The sequence below is a fragment of the Paraburkholderia sp. CNPSo 3274 genome (genome assembly GCF_024206475.1).
Taxonomy (GTDB): Bacteria; Pseudomonadota; Gammaproteobacteria; order Burkholderiales; family Burkholderiaceae; genus Paraburkholderia.
Genome location: NZ_JAMBPR010000005.1, coordinates 1 through 20004 on the forward strand (window position 1 = coordinate 1; position 20004 = coordinate 20004).

Consider the following 20004-nt stretch of genomic DNA (forward strand, 5'->3'; position numbering starts at 1 on the left):
ACGCCATCGAAAGTCTGAACATGCAGCTTCGCAAGATCATCAAGACGCGGGGCCACTTCCCCAATGACGAGGCTGCAATCAAACTACTCTGGCTAGCGCTACGCAACGTGCTGGCCAAGTCGGTACGGGCCACCTTTGACTGGAAATCCGCGATGAACCAGTTTGCCATCCTGTTTGGCGACCGATTCACGACGGCGCGAGGGTAACGTTCTTTTAAACCGCCTCGCCCACAAAAACGCGGACAGGTTCCGCTGCCTCTGCCTGGTCGTTCAACGCGCAATCTGCGCCTTCAACTCCCCATACGTCGCCATTCTGCATCCCTACGGCCTGATGAGATACACATCGTCCTCGCCATAATGGCTGTCCCGGTAGGCTGCGTAAACGCGACCGCGCAGGCGAATCCAGTCGCCTGACTGATTCGCGCCACGACCATTTATCGAATAAAGCCAGGATTGCCCGGTACCATCATTCCCGTCGCCGCCGAGACCGTAATCGCCGTCCGCTGAAACGAAATCGCCTTCAAACCTCCCCCTTACGACGTATTGCATTGACATAGCTAAACAGTCCCGTACCACCCGAGTATGTGTCGATCACGAGATCGCGCTGGCCGTCGCCATCAAGGTCGATGGCACATGTGCCGCCCCGCATTTCTCAAACCACCAGTCATACCCAGAATACGCCTGCGCCTGCTGAAGAAATGGAAATTCCCGATCAGACAAGGGAGCATCTGCGCGATAAAGCATGAGATCTGGATCGTTGTATTTAATATGCTCGCTCTTTTTCAGAGTAATCTAAAACTGACAGTCGCCCATTCTTACTTGCACCGTTGTTGGTCCATCTGCCGTGAGTACACTGGAGCCAACTCCCAACATCTTCACGCCATCATCGGCCAATGCATCACCAAAAAAGCATCCAACAGCGAGCCAACCAACGACAAAGACTGTTATGTAACGCTTCACGATTCCTCCACGCGCCCGAAGCCGACGGGGAAAATAGATGTGCTCCCGTATGGCTGCGGGAAGCTCATATCGTCGAACAGAATCATTTGTGTGTTGGCGAATGACAAAACACGAGACTCTATGTCCCGTACTGGCCTCGTCGCCATTGCGGGAGAGTGGCGACCCATGAATACCAACCATTCGGAGCCGCCGGTCACCACACACACTCCCGCCCGTTTTTCCCTATCGCCTCCGGATTAAATAGAAATGCCGTTTTCTTACGAGTCCCGTAATTTTCATAAGTCATGGAATAGATATTTGCACCTTGACTCATCATTTCATACTCGCCGGCAATCTTCCCTCCGTACACTTCATACCATGCCGTTATCACTTGGTCCGGGCGCCCTGAACTTATCCCTTCCGACTCTTCACTCTTCGACACCAACGTTATTACCGACTTGACGCCACGATACTTTACAAATGCAATGGACCAATTTTCTGCGTCATCGTATAACACGTGAAGGCCGAAATTCTTCGACCCTGTTCCGTTTGAGTCAAAGCAATAGACTTCCTCTGAAATTTCGCAGTGTGCGACCACCGGCAGCAATGCAAAAATAAAAACACATAATTCTATTAAATGATTTTTCTTCATGGAACTTGTCGCTCGATGGATGCATTAATGGTATGGGTAGTCTTATAAAATTTCTTTTTTGGATGTTGGTGTGGCGTATGGCCCTCCATCACTGGAGCCCCTTGTACGTCTAGAACAGGTTCTTTTTGAGAATTCCTCCGCCAATCAAAAGTTATGGCTACCGTGTCATTGATGGAAATCTCATCCGTAAGAATATTCCTCAAGTAGACGACCGACTGAAGGCGAACCTCCAACCCATTAAGATTTTCAATGACGACATAACCGTTGACATCCTTACTAGCTCTGATCGCGTCGTCCTGCGTAACGCCTGCATCCAGATGCGATAGCATTCCGTTGCGCTTCACGACATAAAAACATGCACTATCAACGCAATTATCATAATTATGTCCACCGCTATTGTCTTTGGCGATCAAGACATCAGGATCCCACCCGAGCGCTTGAAATTTTCGGGAACGGCTCCAGACTGGAATTCACAGTCGGACCGTGCTCGTCGAGCCGCCGGTGACTTCGCCATCATTTTCGAGTTTGTCGCCTTTACGGATAGGAGACTGCATATATTAGCTAAATAATTGATTGCGACTCTTGTCACTGCGCTGGCATAGCGTCAGATTTAAATCCAATACCTCGCAAGAGAGTGAGAAGAAAACCATTCTTCGAATTTCCCTCAGCTAGAATATTCGCACCAACTCCGGATACACCAATCAAAACGTTCTTGCCATGAACGAAACAAAATCTCGATCCTTGAATTCCATTTTTTGATTTGGCATCGACAACAAACCCATGTGCACCGGGCACATCGATATTTTTAAAGTTTGCCCCCCCACTTTTTCGAATTGGGGTCCATTTTTTTCCGTCGAAATCTGCTGGGCACCTCAACGAGTTAGCATCCATGATATCCTGCAGTTCTGGAGAGATATCGGTTTGCGCATTCTCGGGCGACCACTTAAAGTCTGAGGTGTTTTCGCACATAAGGCCAATCCACGGAACGTGTGTAGCTCCGCGCTTCTCAAACCACCAGTCATACCCAGAATACGTCTGCGCCTGCTGAAGGAATGGAAGTTCCCGATCAGGCAGGGGAGCATCGGCACGATAAAGTATGAGATCTGGATCATTGTATTTAATATGCTCGCCCTTTTTCAGAGTAATCAAAAACTGACAGTCGCCCATTCTTACTTGCACCGATGTTGGTCCATCTGCCGTGACTGTGCTGGTGCCCGCTCCCAACGTCTCGACGCCATCATCAGCCAATGCATTACCAGAAAAGCATGCAACAGCGAGCCAACCCGCGACAATGATTGTTATGTAATGTTTCACGATTTCTCCACGCGCCCGAAACCAAAGGGGAAAATAGATGTACTCCCGTCTGGTTGCGGGAAGCTAGTGACGTCGAACAGAATTATTTGTGCGTTGGCGAATGACAAAAAGCGAGACTGTATGTCCCACACTGAATTATAGTTACTACTTGGCTTGCCGGTGTTTATTGTGGCCGCGACCTTACCGAACGCCTTGTTTATGTAAAAATATTTCATTCCGTGATCCGTCGAGAGCGGGCTGTATTCACTGGATTGGTTAGTCCAGTACTCGTCTGCGCAACAGGCTGCACCAGACCAAACCCAATAGCAGCCGGCGCTATCCGCTGCTTCAAATGGGTTAGCCATCGCCTCTCTTTTTTCGATAAGATCGGCCGGAATATGCGTGGATGTATCACTAAGGTAATGCATCGAATCGTACATCCCCTTATGGCCATTGGGCAATTTTCTGCTTTGATCAGCCATCTGGGTATGCTGCTTCAGGGTGGTTTCTACCGTTGCATTTACTGCAACTCCTTTGAATTTCCAATATTTAATATAATTTGTGGCGTGCGTGAGCTGAAGCATTCCTCGCCCATCCCACGGAGCGTACCAAAATGGTGATCCCTCATGGTATTTCTGGAACCATTGCGTCTCCTCTGTTGCATTTCCAAAGAAGGACGCCATACGCACGGGCGATTGAATCCCGTATTTTCGGATCGCATTGTTGAGTTCCAAGCGCCTCTTAATGGCATTCGGATTGTCTGCTGCCAACATGGAAGCAGCCCAACTAAGGTGTACCGTTTGCCACTTCCACGGCGTGGCTTTTTGTACAACATTTTTTGGAAGCAGATGCTGAAGTTCTTGGCGACTTAGCCACCCACACTTCCTGAAATGCCGGACGAACGCGAGCGGGTGGAAGAACCACAGCTTCTGCCCGGCGAGCGGCGTCGTGCCGAGAAACTGGAACTTACCCAGGAACTCGATGAATTTGCTATACCCATCGGGGTTCGTGTCCTTCTGCCTGCCAAAGAATCCCTCAGGCTCGTTCAGCCCCCCGTACCGGTCGTCGTTGTTGGACGGATCCCACTCACTGCGCATGAGGCACATCAGCCCCCTGAGCTTCCCGCGCATCCCCTCTGCGTTCTGCACGTAGCCAGCAAGCTGCTGGTTTGCAGTGTCGTCGTTGTTCTTGTCGTATTCGAGCGGCTGCACCATGCCGGAGGTGGCCTGCGGATCCTCGACACCCGTCAGGCGGCAAAGCTCGTCGTAGCCGCACAGGCCATTGTGGTCGAACGGCGTATTGTCGTCGTCCACCTTCTGCCAGTTGGTAAAAAACGGGAAGTCGGCGTCAGAGAGCTTGATGACCGCGTCCGGGGCGATGTTGACGTAGCCCAGCGTGCCCTGATTGTCGAACGGCACGGCGACCCAGGTCTTGCGAGCCTGGTCCGTGGTCAGCTTTGGGTTGTCCGACAGGATGCGGCCAAACCGCAGCATTTCATACCCGTCGCTCGGACACGCCGGATAGAGAGCCATCGCACGCTGGTAGAGGTCGTACTCGTACCGCTTTGGATTGTGGTGGCTGTCAGTGCCGTTGTCGTAAGGGTCGGCGACGGGATCCGGCGTGAGCAGGGTAAGGTTGCCGTCGCCCTTGTCGATCCACGAACGCATATAGCGCCGGCCCTTGCTGAACCAGGCTTCAACGTAGAGCTTGCTCCCGCCAGCAACCGAACCACCCGGCACTCGCGGAAACCACGTGCCATCGTCTCCTGCCGGCTGGGGATACAACTCCAGTGGGCCGCTGATGACAAAATAGCTGTGCCCCCAATAGTCCTTTGACGTAGGCTGGACCAGACTTTTCTCGCCCAGTTGCACCTTGTGACCGTCTGCCTCGAACCATGCCTTGAAGTCGTCTTCGGTCATGAAGATCTCGAAGTGCAGATGCGGCACGCCCTGATGCTGGCCGGGGTAGCCGAGCATGTCCTTGCGGTACACCTTCATACTGGCGTTGCCGGGCTGGACTACGCCATCCTTGCCCCCGGACGTGTCGAGCAGCCATTTCGGCAACGCAGTGGGCGAGCCCGTTACGGGCGGATCGGTCGGCTGCGGCGCTTTCTGCTCCTGTTCGTCCATATCCAGCAGATGCATGTACACCGAGTAATACGTGAGCGTGCGCCCGTCGCCGGTGTCGGTCGTGTGCTTGAGCGCCACGAAGCCCGCGTTTGAGTTCAGCACCGGCTGGCCGGTCCTTGAATCGGTCTGGCCGTCGGATATCGCTATCCGGCAGACGCGAAAGGCGACAACCTCGCCATCGGCGATGGCGCGAACCGGTTCGGTCTGGCCGTCCGGCATCAGGTGAATACCGCAGTGGAAACGCCGGTCGAAGGCAACCGGATAGACCCCGTGATGACCGATTTCGTACTGCTCGACGACGGCCATCATCGGGTCGGGCTCACTGGCACTGGCCGGGTCCAGTCCGGCCGCCGGAAGAAAGGGAGGGCTGATGATCATGGTTTCAGTGCGACGATGAATACTGGTCGGAAATCTTCAGGCTGCTTTTCGGCAGGGCCGGTAGCTGGATTGCCGTATTGCGAGGGCCTTCGAAGGTGAACGAAGACGCCTTGATACGGAATTCACCGGGCAGCGTAAAGGTCGCATTGCCGTTTTCGAGCGTCAGCGAACCGCCGCCGCTGAACAGCACGACCTTGGTCTTGCCCGCCACCTGGACGTCCTCGCTGGCACTCGCCACCTTGAGCTGCTTCTGAGCGAACAGGTCCATCCCGTCCGTGAGCGCCGAGGCCGTGAACTTCCCTTTCGCGGCAGTGAGATTGATGCCGAGCTTGTGCGCGCACAGCGAAATCATGTCGCCCACGGCCATGCGCAGGCGCTTCGTGATGCTCACGTCCATGTCCTTGCCCGCGGTCACGATCACGTTTTCGCTCGCAGATTGCTGGAGCGATTTCTGCGTCACGAACGCCATGCCGCCGGGGGCGCTCGCGAGCAGCCCTGCATCACGAAGCTGGTTCAGGGCGTCGAGCAGCGCCGACTGCGTGGCCCGGTCGGCGGGATCGGCTCCGGCCTGCGTAGTCGCTGCTGCGAGGTCCATTACGCGCTGCAGCGACGCCCTCAGTTGCGCGACGGCGGCAGGCATGTCCAGATGAGGCGTGTCGGCCCCGGCTGCTGCGTCCGCTGAAAAGAACAGTCCCTTCGCTGCGCGCAGCGTCGCCCACGCCTGGGTCGTCGCCTCGTAGCCCGTCCCGCGCGAGAGCTTCTTGCTGTTGAGCAGATAGCCGAGGTTCACCGCCGACTGGCTGTACACAGTCGCGAGCCGCGCGCTTTCCTTGCCCTTCAGATCGTTGAAAACGATCTCGGCACCGAGCAGCGGCGAGCGCCAGATTGCGTAGCTGAATAACGCGTCGGTGCCCCGAACCGGATCGCGGTGGGCATAGTCGTGCAGGGCGCCGATGATGTGCAGACGATCCACGTCCGCGTGCGCCCCCTCCAGCAGCACCTCGGTCCCCGGCAGCAGCGGCGCGTGCAAGCCGCCCTGATCCGATGACGACACACGCAGCAGACGCAGTTTCAGTAGTTGCCGGTCGGTGTTACCCGCTCCCTGCAGGAACTTCGGGAGAACGGGGTAACGGCCGTGCTCGTCCATACACCCGTAAGGCGTCGAATCAAAAGTCGTGACAACGCCTACGACGGAACCCTTTAGTAAACGCCAGTCCCGCTCGTAGTCGAAACGCGGACGGTACGTCAGATGCGCAGGCATCGCCTCGAAGCGGGTATGTGCCGGTTTCGTGCGGCCGCCTTTCATCACCATCGACGTGATCACGAACCCGTATTCGGCGCGCGGCACCTTCACGTTGGTCGTTTTCATCACGACGCCCGGCGCGATGCCCAGAGCGTTCGTCGTGCCGGACAGCGTCACCTGCCGCGCGATCTGCTCGTCGCGCCGCGTCTGCGTGAGCGCCTCGGCCTGCTGCTGCGTCAGGTGGAACTCCGCGCTGCGGCTGACCTGTCCGAACACCGAACGGTCGCCGGCTTCGCTGGAGACGTTCACCGTCGCCCGTAACGGATCCTCCGGCGTGCGATAGCTACGCTCATACAGCTCAATCGTGGCAGGCACGAGGGTGCGCGCGTCATTGAGCGACAGCACCGCCTCGTGGCACCCGGCCGAGAGGCCTGAATCCGGGATGAGCGGGACATCGACCGAACGGATATAGCCACGCGGATTGTTGGCAAAGACAATCGTATCGAGTTGGCCATTCTTGCCGCGCCCCTGTTTGTAGAACCAGAAAACGCCCTTGCGGCGGCAGTGCCGGGTGATGAAGTTCCATAAGGATTCCTCATACATCACCACTTGCTCCATCTTCTCCAGCAGCCCTTCGATCTGGAACTGCACGTCGAAGGCATCGAAATTTTTCCGGTCAACCAGCGCCTCGTTGAGCAGTTCCTGCAGCGTTACGTCCTTGAACGTGGCTGATTTGACGATCCGCTGGCAGAGAGCGGCAAAGCGCGGCTCGATGCGCATCCGGTAGGTGGCCTGGTCGCGGCTCACGCCGATACGCTCGATGCGCGTGATCACGCCGTTGAAGGTGGCGGCTTCATGATCGACGGGATCGACGTAACTGACCGAGGGTACGGCCACGCGCTCGTCGATCTGCAGCCCCGCGCGCCGTCCGACGTAGTCCTTGCCGTCGAGATCGAGCTGCGACGATGTCACCGTCACATCCGCCGTATAGTCCTTGCAGAAACCCCCGCGCACCCGGAACTTGACCACGTCCAGGTCGTGCTCGTGTATCCCGATCCAGACCCGCAGACGCTGACTGAGACGCGCGCTCGGGTGGCGCAGCGCATCGGTGAAACTCTTGGTCACAGCATTCATTCACGTATCCCTGTCCAGTTGAAAGGCACGAGGCGAGTTAGTTGTACCCGCATCTATCGCACAAAAAATCTGGAGCCGTACCCGCTGCCTGTCAATCGCACCCCCGACTCCGCGTGAAATTTCCAACATTGTTGTCAGTCGTCTTTAAATCGGAGTCTTTCGATTTTTTGGGATGAGAACGCGTGCTAAGTGGCGTTCCACCGCATGTGTGGTGAACATCAGCGTTCCGCTCTGCGGGTCGAGGAACGAGAGGTCGGTTGTCGTCCGGCACGCTGCTGCGCGAGCATCGCACGCCGCTCGTGCTGCTGGGCGGGCTCGTGGTCGCGCTCAATGTCGTGAACTACGTGCTGCTCGCGTATATGCCCACGCACATGCACAAGGAACTGGGTGTGAGCGAGAACATGTCGCTGCTCATTCCGCTTATCGGCATGCTCACGATGATGGCCTTGCTGCCGTTCGAGGGCCGGGTCTCCGATCACGTGCGCCGCAAGACGCTCTGGTGGTTCTCGCTCGTCGGGCTGTTCATTGCCGCCGTGCCGATGTTCCTGCTGATGCGCCACGGCGTGGCCGGCGCGCTGATCGGCTTCGCCGTGCTCGGCCTGCTCTATGCGCCGCAGCTCGCGACCATCTCGGCGATGTTCCCCGCCATGTTCCCGACGCAAGTGCTCTATGCGGGGATGGCGATTGCCTACAACGTCTCGACATCGCTGTTCGGCGGCACCGCGCCGATCGTGAGCGACTGGCTCGTGGACAAGACCGGAGCCCCGCTCGTTCCGGCGTACTACATGATGGCCGCGTGTGCGGTGGGCGCCATTGCACTCTTCTTCGTGATCGAGACCAAAGGATGTTCGTTGCGCGGGCAACAGGTGACTGGCAAAGCGCAGCAGTGAGGGCATAACGGGCCACTCGCGCCCGTTATGCTCAGATTGAAATGCACGCTCGTGTGTCGGGCATTTTTCTTTGCAGCGACTAACGTTTGAAAATGACCTTCGTCGTAGCGGGGTCGATCGGCGAGGAGGAATGCTGGTGGAAGATCTTCCAGCCCTCGCCCGTTTGCCTGAGCGTCGCGGTCACGCGATTGTCCATCGAGCGCAATTCCGCGCCGTCCGCCGTCACCGCTTTGTATGTCACGAAGGCATGGACCACGGCAAGGTCCTGGGCGACGGCTGTCTGCGCCTCGTTGAAATCCACGACCACGCGCTCGGCGCCCAGCGAGCCGAACCAGCCCTCCACCATATTGCGCCATGACGCGATGCCCTCGTACGTCCAGGCGCCCCACATGTCGAACGCCAATATGTCCGGGGCGTATAGCGCGACGAATGCATCGACGTCTTTGGCCAATACCGCGGCCTTGTAGTCGTGCAGGACCTGCAGGATCGGATCGGCGGCTTTGTCCACTGTGTTGTCTCCTGAACCAGGTTGCGTTGGCGAATGAACGGCTGCTTATTAAAGCAACGCCGCACGGCCTCTGTCCAGTGAATTTGCCGCCCTTCCTTTCAGGTGCACGAAGCGTTAGCGGGCACTCCTTCGAAACAATTCACGGTTCGTGGCGGATTCCCTGTGTGCGGCCACCTTGCTCTGCGGACGCAACAGCAGATAAAAGGCAGCGCCATGCGTAATCGCCAGCAGCGGCACGACGATCACGGGAATCACGTACGTCGCGCCCAGTTCTCCCGCGTGCACAGGAACGCCGGCCTGGATGGCGTGGTAGTAGGCGAGAGCCAGATCCACCGCGCCCACGAGATTGAACGCCACGACGAAGAACCAGAACACTGGGCGCCTTCTCGCCGCGAATAGCGCCAGCATGGCCAGCGCACCCGTTGCGAGGTCCCCATAGGCTGTGGGTACGGCGAAGCTCGCGGGCAACTCGGGACTCACGACGCCCGGTAGCATGAAGACCAGCCCGAAGAAGCGGAAGCTGTGCAGTGTGGCGATCGCGCGTTGTGCGTCGAATGGGTCCATCGACTTCAGGCGGGGCCAAACGTACACGGTAAAACAAAGAAGCCACGCGACATACCCTAGAACGAGATGCAAGCGAAAGATCGATTCCGGTGACATGTTGCCTCCTGCAAGGTGCTTTCCGATGGGTGGGTGAAATGAAGGGAGATCATGCGGCGCGACGCCGGAACAATTGCCGCAGCGAAAGCGCATGCAGCAGGATCGAACTGGGCACGACGAACGCGGGCGTCAGTACATACGGATAGGTGCCCGCGTTGAGGCTCGGCATATCCGGCGCGATCAACTGGAATCGGCCGGGCGCCGTGATCATCCCCAAGGTCACGGCGATGGCGAAATCGGCGAGCCCGAAAATGTTCCAGGCGATTGCAGCCTTGCGCCCCTGTGCCGTCCCGCTCGCCACCGCGATGGCCGCCGGCACGGCGAACAGGCCGGTCAGCAAGTCGCCGGTGCCCGCCGGCAACGCGTCCACGCCGGCCATCGCGCGGTGCAGCCACGCAGCAATCGCCCAACTGCCAAACACGCGGTAAAACTGCAGCGCGATGAGCCAGGCCGCCGGCATCGCGTCGAGCACCTGCCCTACCCGCTTCGACAGCAGCAATAGCGGCGTGCCGACAATCATGGGAAGGAAAATCGCCAACGGCAGCCATGGCAACGGCGGCGGCAAGGCGCTCAGTCGAAAGACGCCATGGATCACCGCGCCCCAGATGACTGCAAACCAAAGCGCATGCGGAATCAGAATCACAAGCCAGGTCGCGCGGCGTTGGCTCAGCGTCAGGTCGGTGCGTTCGAGGCCAAGCCACAACCCGAGCGCCATGAACATTTGGGCTACGAGTTGGTGCGCCGTAGTTTGAAAACCGCTACCCGGAATCGCCGGCAGCCAGTACATCACGGCAACCCAAAGGAACGTGAGCGGCGCAATCCAGCGCAGGCTGCGCCAGACCGGGCGCGGCGGGATGATGCCAACGGGAACGGCGGGCGTGCTCATCAACGGTTCTCCAGATGAATGCCGAACTTCGCGGTGGATCGTGCCTGTGCGCGACGCTGTTTGCGCGCGCCATCGGCTGACACGTTAGGTGTACCATCGTTTCCCTCGAGCGACTATTCATCACAATGTTGATGCGCTATGAAGCAGAACTTCACAGTCAGGCAAGGTGCGCTCGATGGCGTAGAGGCGTTCCTGAGCGTTGCCAGGCACCGTAGTTTTCGCAAGGCGGCAGCGGACCTCGGGGTCACGCCCTCGGCTATCAGCCAGGCGGTGCGTGTGCTCGAAGAACGCATTGGCGCCGCGCTTTTCGTGCGCACCACGCGCAGCGTCGGCCTGACCGAAGCCGGCGAACGGTTTCTTTCGCGCGCAAAGCCCGCCTTCGAGGAACTGGTCGCCGCGAGCGAAGTCGCGCGCGAACTCGGCCAGCGCCCTACGGGTTTGTTGCGGCTCTCCGTGCCGCGCGCGGTCGTCCCGCTGCTGCTGGAGCCGCTGCTCGCTTCGTTCTGCCAGGCTTATCCCGAAGTGGAGGTGGAAATCGCCGTGAGCAAGGAGGTGGTCGATCTCGCGGCGGAAGGCTTCGACGCCGGCATCCGGCTCGGTCAGCTCGTAGCCGCCGACATGGTGGCGGTGCCGCTGACACCGCCGTTTCGTCTCGTTGTCGTCGGTAGTCCTGCCTATTTTTCCGGCAACAAACGGCCCCGCCACACGGACGATCTGCGCCAGCACGCATGCCTGCGCTGGCGGCGCTCCAGCGGCGCGCTGGCTTCATGGTCGTTCGACGATAACGGGCACGCCATGGAGATCGCCGTATCCGGGCCGTTGATCGCCAGCGATTTCCCGACCATGATGGGCGCGGCGCTGGAAGGCATAGGCCTCGCCCAGCTACCCGAGCCGATGGTCTCCGACGCGGTGAAAGCGGGCAAACTCGTGCGCGTGCTCGACGCCTACGCGCCGATGCTGCCGGGCGTGTTTCTCTGCTATCCCAGCCGCCGGCAGATCATGCCCAAGCTGCGCGCGTTCATCGACCATGTGAAGAGCCGCAAGGTGGGCGTGGATCAGACCAGGGGCCGTTGAACCCACCCGCGGCACTTCAACGTCAAGCGATGCTCTCCCAGGCGCCCGATCGGGCCGAGCGGAACACGGCGCCGATCACCCGCATGTTCGCGTAGGCGTCTTCCAGCGCAATCGCCTGGGGCGTTCCGTTCAATATCGCCTCGGCAAAAACTACCGCTGCCACGCCATATTGATCGCATACCGGAAGCTCCAGCCAGCGATCCGCTTCTCCCTGCTGGCTCAACAGCAGCCGCGTAGGCTGGTCATTCGGTGCGTTGAATGGAATCTCGACCTCGACTCGCCCCGTCGTGCCGTGAAACTGCATGCGCTGGTAAGGATGAGTTTGGGTGGAGTAAAAGAAGCTCGCTTGCACGCCGTCGAAATCCATCAGCACGGAGCCAAGGCGGTCCACTTCAAACGACGGGTCGCGCTCCATCAGCGCGACCACGCGTGTCGGCTCACGCCCGAGAATGAGGCGTGACGTCGTGATGGGATAACAGCCGATATCCAGCAAGCCGCCGCCGCCCATTTCGCCATGATTGCGAATGTCGTGCGCATTGGTGTTGTAGTAAGTAAAGCCGCCGGTCACCGCCCGCAATTCGCCTATGGCGCCCTCTTCGATCAACGCCTGCACCTTTAGCCACTGCGGATGCGTGCGAACCATGAAGGCTTCCTGGATGTAACGCCCGCTCTTGTCGCGCGCGGCGATCAATCGTTGCGCTTGTTGCGCATCGAGCCCGATCGGCTTTTCGCATAGCACATGCTTGCCCGCCTCGACGGACTTGATCGTCCACTCCACGTGAAGGTGATTGGGCAACGGTATATAGACCGCATCGATTTCCGGGTCTGCCAGCAGCGCCTCGTAACTGTCGTACGCGTGCGCGAGACCATATTTCGCGGCGGCAGCCTGGGCCTTCTGGGCTGAACGCGAAGCAATCGCTTTTACGCGGCACTTCGGTGCGTGATGCATGGCCACGACGACTTTGTCGTTGATCTTCGACGTACCCAGAATGCCCCAGACGATTTCATCCTTTGCCATGAGTTTCCCTTTGGATTCGATTATGTGATGCCCGGAACGCAGCGAACGGCAAACACTCGAATGCAGGAGTTTACACCCGCGAAAACCCTCGCCTCACGCGCTCGCGAGCGCGTCATGCAACAACTGATAACAACTGACGGCAAGATGAAAGCGTGGCGTCACGAGAGATTCGCGTTCCACCCCCACATTGCTCGGGCTGTGCGCAGGTCCCTCGCAGTTCCCCACAATGCAATACAAAAAACGAGGTGGAAGATGGAGAATACGACCCGGTGGTCGCGATTAGGCGCAGTCGTTGGCGCGGGTGCCATGGCACTTGCGGGTGTGCACTCAACGGCTTACGCAGGCGACATGAAGGACGTGAAGCACGTCCTGCTCATCAGTTTCGACGGCCTGCATGAACAGGATGTAGCCCGTTGCATCGGCAGCAATGCCTGCCCCAACCTCGCGCTGCTCGCGAAGTCGGGCGTGACCTACACGAACGCACACACGCCGCATCTGTCCGACTCGTTCCCGGGCCTCACGGCGCTGCTGACGGGCGGCTCGCCGAAGAGCGCGGGCCTCTTCTATGACGTGTCATATGACCGTACGCTTTACGCACCGCTCGATTCTCACTGCAAGGGCCCGCAAGGCTGGAATGTCGTGTTCGACGAAACGACCGGCATCGATGGGGAGAACGGCGGCGCGCTGATCCACCTCGACGGCGGCGGCGCGTTCAATCCGCAAGCCATTCCCTACGCGAAGGTCAATGGCGTTTGCACGCCCGTGTACCCGCACAATTACATCAAGACGAACACGGTCTTCGAAGTCATCAAGCAAAACATCCACGGCGCGCGCACCGCGTGGGCGGACAAGCATGCGTGGGGCTATGACTGGGTCAACGGGCCGTCGGGCAAGGGCGTGGACGATCTGGCGCGCACCGAGATCAATTCGATCGACCCCAAGACCGGCATGTATTATCTGGACACCTACACGCATACCGAAGTCTTCGACAACATCCACGTGCAGGCGCTGATCAACGAGATCGACGGCCTCGACTCGACGGGCAAGATGAGCGCGCCGGTGCCCACGATGTTCGGCACGAACTTCCAGACGCTTAGCGTCGCGCAGAAATCACCGGTGGCAAACCAGGGCGGATATCTCGACGCCGACTTCACGCCGGGCCCGCAGGTTGCGGCCGCAATCACGTACCTGGACAACTCGCTCGGGCGCGTGGTGCAGGAACTGAAGCAGCGCAATCTCTACTCGTCGACGCTCATCATCGTGACGGCCAAGCACGGCCAGTCGCCGACCGATCACTCGAAGCTGGTGAAGAACGGCGACACGCTCACGAAGCTGCTCGAGGCCAACAACTATCTGGACTCGAACGGCAACTTCGGCCAGAACAACACGAAGACGGGCAACCTGAACGACGGCTCGGGCCTTCCGGGCACCGGCATGGTGCAGACCGACGACGTTGGCCTGATCTGGCTGCGCGATCAGAGCCAGAAGGACGCCGTGGTGAAGACGCTGCAGGCGAACCTGAGCTGTAACGCACCGGGCATTTGCGCGGATGGCCCGCAAGCGTACATCCTCACCGGCGACCGCCTCGCCGACTGGTTCGGCAATCCGTCGAACGGCCGCACGCCGGACATCATCGTGCAGCCGAACCCGGGCGTGATCTATACGTCGAGCACGGCGAAGGATGAAGAACACGGCGGCAACGCGCCGGACGACAGCCATCTGGGTCTCGTGGTGTCGTTCCCCGGCATTCATCACGCCGGTCGTACGGACGACCACTACGTCTTCACGACCCAGGTCGCACCGACGATCCTGAGCGCGCTCGACCTGGATCCGCATCTGCTGCATGCGGTTCAGCTCGAAGGCACGCGTCGCCTGCCGGGGCTGGGTCTCGACGAGAAGTAAGGAGAGGCAGGAAGCAGCGCAAGGAGCGGCTGGCTGCGGCAGTCATCGGAGGTTCGATGGCCGCCGCGTCAGCGGCCCGCTCAAACCGTCTGCAGTCCCTCGATATCGCAGATGCGAATCAGCTTGCCCTGCGCGTCGATCAGGCCGCGCTTCTGGAAGCGCGACAAAATCCGGCTCACGGTTTCGAGCGTGATGCCCAGGTAGCTGCCCATGTCCTCGCGCGACATGCGCAGACGGAACTCCGCCTGCGAATAACCGCGCTGCCAGTTGCGCGACGACACGTCGAGCAGGAAGGCGGCCACGCGTTCTTCGGCGGTGAGCGAGCCCAGCACCATCATCTGCGAGGCTTCCTGATTGAACTGGTCGCCCATGAGCCGATGCAGCCGGTCCTGCATCGTGCCGCTTTCGCGGCACAAGGTCTTGAGCGCGGCGTAGGGAAGCGTGCAAATCGAACTGTCTTCGAGCGCGACCGCGCTGAACGCGTGCACGTCGGTGGCGATGCCGTCGAGTCCCAGCGCGTCGCCCGCGAGACGCAGCCCCGTGATCTGCTCGCGGCCGTCGCGGTTGACAATCAGCGTCTTGAGCGAGCCGGAGCGCACGGCGTACAGGCTGTCGAAGCGGTCGCCCGAGCGATAGAGCGTCTCGCCGCGGCGCACCTTGCGCGCCCCGCAGATCAGCGCCTCGAGCTTCGGCAGGTCTTCGGCCGGCAGGCCTTGCGGCATGCAAAGATGGCGCATGGAGCACCCCGAGCAGCGTGCGCTGGGCGGCGTTCCGGCGAGAGGAGCACGGCTGCTTTGGCGCACGACGATAGCCGATCCTGCGACGGGTGAGAGCATCGAACGACTCCTTCGTTAACATTTTTTAAGATTTCGACGCATTGTCACACCATGCGCGTGCGGCAATGTGGTGGCAAAATGCCGCGTACCAGAACCGTGGGCCTTTGAGCCTTGTCAGGCAACGGTTTCACGGCGTATTGCGCGAGCGCAAGCGACCTAAAAGCAACACCTGCGGAACCCACAGCGGGAACAAAAAAACCGCCGTACTGGTGTACGGCGGCTCGTGGCGTCGAACCGTCGCGGGCAAAAAATGACAATCAGGTCCGGAAAATCGACACCGCCTGCGAAAGCCGGTGCGCCTGCCCCGAGAGCGAATCGGCGGCAGCAGCGGCCTCTTCCACGAGCGCCGCGTTCTGCTGCGTCACCTCGTCCATCTGCGTGACGGCGCGGCTGATCTGCTCGATGCCAAGACGCTGCTCGGACGAAGCCTCGGAGATTCCCGTAATGATGTCCGTGACGTTGTCGACCGAGCGCACGATGCTCTCCATCGTCGCGCCAGCCGCGCGCACGCGCTCCGAGCCCTCGCGAACCTGCCCGACCGACGCGTCGATCAGCACCTTGATCTCGCGCGCTGCGCTGCGCAAGCGAACGCACTTCGGAGGCGACGACCTGGTGGCGTCGATATCGTCGAGAAAGAAGCCCGTGCCGATCCACCAGCCCCACGGCGCGAACTCCACAATGCCGTTCATCTTCACCGTGAGCTGACCCGTGGTGGGGTGTTCGCGCCGTCTTGAGGGAAGAGGCGCAATTTTTGTGTGACAAGCTTGGGATGTCAAGCCTTGTTGCCTTACAAATTTCGACAATCTGACGATATGCTTTCACTTCGCGCCAAGCTGTTTCCGCATAGAAACCGTAATGCGTTGGCGCACGCGGCTGAAGTCGCCCCACGGATCGACACGCAGCGCTTCGAGCCGCTCGCGCACGTTCGCGACATTCCACTGGTCGCCGCTTGTGAGCGTGTGCAGTTCATCCCAGTCCACAGGCACCGAAACGCCGAGACCGGGCCGCGCCCGCGGCGCATAAGCCGCGGCTGTGCTCGCGCCGCGGTTGTTGCGCAGGTAGTCCACAAAAATACGGCCCTTGCGGTTTTGCGCGCCCATCTTCGCGCTGAAGCGCTCGGGCAGCGTTGCCGCCATGTGGCTCGCCACCGCGCGCGCGAAGTCCTTGGCTTCGTCCCAACCGGCGTGGCGCGTGAGCGGCACAACCAGGTGCAGGCCCCGTCCGCCGCTCGTCTTGCACCATGCCCGCAAGCCCAGCGCGTCGAGCAGTTCGCGCGTGAGCTGCGCGGCCTCAAGCATGCGCTCCCATGCGAGCGAGGGATCGGGGTCCAGGTCGAAGACAATGCGGTCGGGCTTTTCGATGCTCGCCGCGAGCGCATTCCAGGTGTGCAATTCAATCGTGTCCATCTGCGCCGCGCCGACTAGCGCCTCGGTGGAATCGAGCGTGAGCAGCGGCGCATGGCCCGGATCGAGACCGGCGTGCTGCGTGGCATGAGGAATCTGCAGCGCTTTGGCGTGTTTCTGGAAAAACAGCTCGCCGCCCACGCCCGTGGGCGCGCGCGCAAGGGCCACAGGCCGCGCTTGCACGTGCGGCAGCAGCCATGCGGAAATCGCTTCGAAGTACTCAACGAGATCGATCTTGCGCAGTCCGCTTTGCGCGTCGATCACGCGCTCTGGATGCGTGATGCGCACGCCGGCGACTTCGGCTTCGCCTTGCGCGGCGCGGCGCGTGCGGCTCACCGTCTTTGGCGCGTTGGTTGAGGCTTGCTTTGCGACCTTCTTTGCACGCTCGCCGCCTGCCGCGTGCACCGGCGTCGACTGCGCTTCGCGCACGATGTCCTTCGCGGGCTTGTCCGCGCGCAGTCCGACGAACGACGCCTGGCGCACCACGCCCGCGCTCGTCCATGTCTTGAAGCGGACCTCCGCCACGAGTTCGGGCTGCACCCAGTGCACGCCCGCGCGACGCTCGGCCGCCGGAACCGCAGCGAACGGCGAGTTCTTGCGCTCGCGCGCACGCAGTTCGCCCGCAATCGCTTCGAGCCGCGCCGCGTCGAAACCCGTTCCCACCTTGCCGGCATATTGCAGCGCGCCATCGTCCCCATACACGCCGATCAGCAGCGCGCCGAACCCCTCGCGGCTGCCCTTCGGTTCCGTATAGCCGCCGATCACGAATTCCTGGCGCCGCGAGCAGCGCAGCTTGAGCCACGCGGCGCTGCGCGTGGAGGTGTAGCGGCTGTCGCGCCGCTTGGCGACCAGCCCTTCGAGGTTCGCCTCGCAGGCGGCTTCGAGCAGTGCCTGCGGCTCGCCTTCGAAGGCCTCCGAAAAACGCAGCGCGTCGTGAGGCTTCTGTGCAAGCAGCGCCGCGAGCTTTTCGCGCCGCGCCTCGAGCGCCACAGCGCGCAAGTCCGCCCCGTCGAGCCACGGCAGATCGAAGAGCCAGAACGTGATGTCGTCTGCGCGGCCCGCATCGAACGCGTTCTGCAGCGCCTGGAAGTTGGGCATGCCGGCTGCGTCGAGCACCACGGCCTCGCCGTCCAGCCACGCCGATTCGATGTTCAGCGCGCGCAGCGCTTCCACCTGGCGCGGGAACTTCGCCGTCCAGTCGTTGCCGGTGCGCGTGAAGATGCGCACGTCGCCCTTGCCGCGCGCGTGCCGGTCGATGCGCGCAAGCACGCGGTAGCCGTCGAACTTCAATTCGTAGAGCCAGGTGTCGCCGTGCGGTGGGACGTCGGCGGGTGTCGCGAGTTCAGGGGAGAGTGTGTCCGGCAGCGCTGCGCGCACCGCGCCCTTCCGTGCGGTCGCCGGTCCCTGCTTCGCGGCCCCGTTGCTCGCTCGGGCGCGCTTTTTCGACGCTTTCGACGCGGCGGGTTCGTCCTCGACTACGTGGAATTCGTCTTCGGGCACGGCCTCGTCGTCGCGCTGCTTGATGAGCAGCCAGTTCTCCTGTTTGCCGTCGTGCATGGGGCTGCGCACGAGTGTCCAGCCGCCGTGCAGCCGCTCGCCCTCCAGCGTGAATTTGAGTTTGCCTTGCGCATACCCTTCGCGCGCGCCGCGCAAGCCACCCTCTGGACGCCACACGCCGTGGTCCCAGATCGCCACCGTGCCTGCGCCATAGCTGCCTTCGGGAATGCGCCCTTCGAACGCGCCATATTCGAGCGGATGATCCTCCACATGCACGGCGAGCCGTTTCACCGTCGGGTCGAGGCTCGGGCCCTTGGGAATGGCCCACGACTTGAGCGTGCCGTCCAGTTCGAGGCGAAAGTCGTAGTGCAGCCGCCGCGCGTCGTGACGCTGGATCACGAACGACCCTTCACCATCGCGTGCTCGCGTGCTGTGGCGTGCGGCCCTGCCGCGCGGCTCCGGCGTTTCATCGAAACGGCGCTTCTGTTCGTAGACTTCGAGCTTGTGCTTCATCGTTCGCCCCTTGTTGCGCTGTCTGAGCCGCACTCGCGCTCATCACGCCGCGCGCCGTCCGCGCTTCGGCGCCGGTTTCGCGGGCGGCACACTCGCGCCGCTCCCTCCGCGCTTGCCGAGACTGCGTTTGAGCAACTCGGACAGGTCGACGATATCCGCGCCGCGCCGCTCGGGCGCCGGCGCCTCGACGTGCGTGAGTTCGTGCGCCTTGCCTTCGCGCGCCTTGCGCCCGGCCAGTTCGAGAATCGCATCGCGGTAGGTGTCGCGATACGTTTCGGGATTCCAGTCCGTGCTCATGTCGTCGATGAGCTTGCGCGCCATTTGCAACTCATGCGTGCTTACGCCCGCGGCTTTTGCACTCTTGGGCAAGCTCTTCACCGCATCGAACTCGCGCACCTCGGTGGCCCACCGCAGCGTTTGCAGCGCAAGCGCGGGGCCCGCCGCCACGAGCGCCGCGAGATGCTGCCGGCTATGCAGCACGACGCTCGCAATGCCGATCTTGCCGCTCGCCGCGAGCGCGTCGCGCAACAGCGCGTAGGTCTTGCCCGCGCGCTTGTCAGGGGCGAGCCAGTACGGCGTGTCGAGGTAGAGAAACGAAACCTGCTGCGCCTCCACGAACGCGAGCAAGTCGACCGTCTGCGTCGATTCGGGACTCGCGGCCTCGATCTCCTCGTCGGACATCACCACATAGGCGCCTTTTTCATACTCGTAGCCGCGCACGATGTCATTGCGCTGGATCGGCTTGCCCGTGCGCTTGTTGATCTGCTGGTAGCCGACCGGGGCCAGCGTGCGCCGGTCGAGCAGGTTGAAGCCGGTACGCTCGCTTTGCGTAGCCGGGAACACTTCGACCGGCACATACACGAGCCCGAAGGTGATGGCACCTTTCCATATCGCGCGCGGCATGATCGCATCCTCCTCGCCTTCCAGATCGTGCGGCTTTCAAGCAAACGCAGTGCCCGCCTCGCTTTGCCGCCCTCCCCGACGTGCGCGCCCTTCAAAGGGGACGCAACAAAACGCCTTGGTTCCTCGCGGATTTCGTCTACGGGAATA

The 20004-nt window shown here is 60.8% G+C and carries 15 protein-coding genes and 2 pseudogenes; 4 read left to right on the forward strand and 13 right to left on the reverse strand.

Annotation, left to right across the window (positions count from 1 at the left end):
- Positions 1 to 206 (forward strand): transposase (locus M3I54_RS04370; protein ID WP_254333344.1); only part of this gene is annotated, 206 nt, incomplete at its 5' end.
- A gap of 946 nt (positions 207 to 1152) precedes the next feature.
- On the opposite strand, the gene M3I54_RS04375 is transcribed toward M3I54_RS04370, so the two are convergent.
- The 5 genes from M3I54_RS04375 to M3I54_RS04395 all read right to left on the reverse strand — a co-directional run bounded on the left by M3I54_RS04375 (position 1153) and on the right by M3I54_RS04395 (position 7767).
- The gene (locus M3I54_RS04375) at positions 1153 to 1590 is read right to left on the reverse strand and encodes a hypothetical protein (protein WP_254333346.1); all 438 of its coding nucleotides are present in this window, start codon (positions 1588 to 1590) and stop codon (positions 1153 to 1155) included.
- Positions 1587 to 2003 (reverse strand): hypothetical protein, encoded by a 417-nt coding sequence (locus tag M3I54_RS04380; RefSeq protein ID WP_254333348.1) that lies wholly within the window; start codon positions 2001 to 2003, stop codon positions 1587 to 1589. Before M3I54_RS04380 ends, M3I54_RS04375 begins: the two co-directional genes overlap by 4 nt.
- A 172-nt stretch (positions 2004 to 2175) precedes the next feature.
- Positions 2176 to 2904, reverse strand: coding sequence for a hypothetical protein (locus tag M3I54_RS04385; RefSeq protein WP_254333350.1), 729 nt, complete (start codon positions 2902 to 2904; stop codon positions 2176 to 2178).
- Complete coding sequence (locus M3I54_RS04390; RefSeq protein WP_254333352.1) at positions 2901 to 5390, reverse strand: hypothetical protein; 2490 nt, start codon at positions 5388 to 5390, stop codon at positions 2901 to 2903. The genes M3I54_RS04385 and M3I54_RS04390 overlap by 4 nt, the downstream gene beginning before the upstream one ends.
- A 4-nt stretch (positions 5391 to 5394) precedes the next feature.
- Positions 5395 to 7767: a type VI secretion system Vgr family protein gene (locus tag M3I54_RS04395; protein ID WP_254333354.1), complete on the reverse strand. Its 2373-nt coding sequence runs from the start codon at positions 7765 to 7767 to the stop codon at positions 5395 to 5397.
- Between the two features lie 272 nt (positions 7768 to 8039).
- Between M3I54_RS04395 and M3I54_RS04400 the strand changes: the two are divergent.
- Positions 8040 to 8657: pseudogene (locus tag M3I54_RS04400) on the forward strand (MFS transporter); the annotation flags it as partial.
- Positions 8658 to 8736: 79 nt separating this feature from the next.
- On the opposite strand, the gene M3I54_RS04405 reads toward M3I54_RS04400, so the two are convergent.
- The 3 genes from M3I54_RS04405 to M3I54_RS04415 form a co-directional block, all read right to left on the reverse strand.
- Positions 8737 to 9165, reverse strand: coding sequence for a nuclear transport factor 2 family protein (locus M3I54_RS04405; RefSeq protein ID WP_254333355.1), 429 nt, complete (start codon positions 9163 to 9165; stop codon positions 8737 to 8739).
- 114 nt (positions 9166 to 9279) lie between these two features.
- Entirely contained in the window at positions 9280 to 9729 is a 450-nt protein-coding gene (locus M3I54_RS04410) for a hypothetical protein (protein WP_254333356.1), read from the reverse strand.
- 145 nt (positions 9730 to 9874) lie between these two features.
- Positions 9875 to 10711: an MFS transporter gene (locus M3I54_RS04415; protein WP_254333357.1), complete on the reverse strand. Its 837-nt coding sequence runs from the start codon at positions 10709 to 10711 to the stop codon at positions 9875 to 9877.
- Between the two features lie 138 nt (positions 10712 to 10849).
- On the opposite strand from M3I54_RS04415, the gene M3I54_RS04420 reads away from it, so the two are divergent.
- A complete protein-coding gene (locus M3I54_RS04420) occupies positions 10850 to 11785 on the forward strand; it encodes a LysR family transcriptional regulator (RefSeq protein ID WP_254333358.1) in 936 nt (311 codons plus the stop codon).
- Positions 11786 to 11807: 22 nt separating this feature from the next.
- On the opposite strand, the gene M3I54_RS04425 is transcribed toward M3I54_RS04420, so the two are convergent.
- Positions 11808 to 12803, reverse strand: a complete 996-nt coding sequence (locus tag M3I54_RS04425; RefSeq protein WP_254333359.1) for a Gfo/Idh/MocA family protein — start codon at positions 12801 to 12803, stop codon at positions 11808 to 11810.
- Positions 12804 to 13055: 252 nt separating this feature from the next.
- Here M3I54_RS04425 and M3I54_RS04430 point away from each other — a divergent pair, with 252 nt between their 5' ends.
- Positions 13056 to 14705 (forward strand): alkaline phosphatase family protein, encoded by a 1650-nt coding sequence (locus tag M3I54_RS04430; protein WP_254333360.1) that lies wholly within the window; start codon positions 13056 to 13058, stop codon positions 14703 to 14705.
- A gap of 80 nt (positions 14706 to 14785) precedes the next feature.
- Here M3I54_RS04430 and M3I54_RS04435 read toward each other — a convergent pair whose 3' ends face one another.
- The 4 genes and pseudogenes from M3I54_RS04435 to M3I54_RS04450 all read right to left on the reverse strand — a co-directional run bounded on the left by M3I54_RS04435 (position 14786) and on the right by M3I54_RS04450 (position 19857).
- Positions 14786 to 15541: a helix-turn-helix domain-containing protein gene (locus tag M3I54_RS04435; protein ID WP_375542089.1), complete on the reverse strand. Its 756-nt coding sequence runs from the start codon at positions 15539 to 15541 to the stop codon at positions 14786 to 14788.
- A 257-nt stretch (positions 15542 to 15798) separates the two neighbouring features.
- Positions 15799 to 16150 (reverse strand): annotated as a pseudogene (locus tag M3I54_RS04440) (methyl-accepting chemotaxis protein); the annotation flags it as partial.
- A gap of 209 nt (positions 16151 to 16359) precedes the next feature.
- A complete protein-coding gene (gene ligD / locus M3I54_RS04445; RefSeq protein ID WP_254333362.1) occupies positions 16360 to 18954 on the reverse strand; it encodes a DNA ligase D in 2595 nt (864 codons plus the stop codon).
- 42 nt (positions 18955 to 18996) lie between these two features.
- The gene (locus M3I54_RS04450; protein WP_302058839.1) at positions 18997 to 19857 is read right to left on the reverse strand and encodes a Ku protein; all 861 of its coding nucleotides are present in this window, start codon (positions 19855 to 19857) and stop codon (positions 18997 to 18999) included.
- Between the last annotated feature and the right edge of the window lie 147 nt (positions 19858 to 20004).

Excerpts from the sequence above, each read along its gene's own strand:
- M3I54_RS04395 (WP_254333354.1), bottom strand. The coding sequence starts at position 7,767 with ATGAATGCTGTGACCAAGAGTTTCACCGATGCGCTGCGCCACCCGAGC.
- M3I54_RS04430 (WP_254333360.1), top strand. The coding sequence starts at position 13,056 with ATGGAGAATACGACCCGGTGGTCGCGATTAGGCGCAGTCGTTGGCGCG.
- M3I54_RS04450 (WP_302058839.1), bottom strand. The coding sequence starts at position 19,857 with ATGCCGCGCGCGATATGGAAAGGTGCCATCACCTTCGGGCTCGTGTAT.
- ligD (WP_254333362.1), bottom strand. The coding sequence starts at position 18,954 with ATGAAGCACAAGCTCGAAGTCTACGAACAGAAGCGCCGTTTCGATGAA.
- M3I54_RS04390 (WP_254333352.1), bottom strand. The coding sequence starts at position 5,390 with ATGATCATCAGCCCTCCCTTTCTTCCGGCGGCCGGACTGGACCCGGCC.
- M3I54_RS04415 (WP_254333357.1), bottom strand. The coding sequence starts at position 10,711 with ATGAGCACGCCCGCCGTTCCCGTTGGCATCATCCCGCCGCGCCCGGTC.
- M3I54_RS04420 (WP_254333358.1), top strand. The coding sequence starts at position 10,850 with ATGAAGCAGAACTTCACAGTCAGGCAAGGTGCGCTCGATGGCGTAGAG.
- M3I54_RS04410 (WP_254333356.1), bottom strand. The coding sequence starts at position 9,729 with ATGGACCCATTCGACGCACAACGCGCGATCGCCACACTGCACAGCTTC.
- M3I54_RS04435 (WP_375542089.1), bottom strand. The coding sequence starts at position 15,541 with ATGCTCTCACCCGTCGCAGGATCGGCTATCGTCGTGCGCCAAAGCAGC.
- M3I54_RS04375 (WP_254333346.1), bottom strand. The coding sequence starts at position 1,590 with ATGAAGAAAAATCATTTAATAGAATTATGTGTTTTTATTTTTGCATTG.
- M3I54_RS04425 (WP_254333359.1), bottom strand. The coding sequence starts at position 12,803 with ATGGCAAAGGATGAAATCGTCTGGGGCATTCTGGGTACGTCGAAGATC.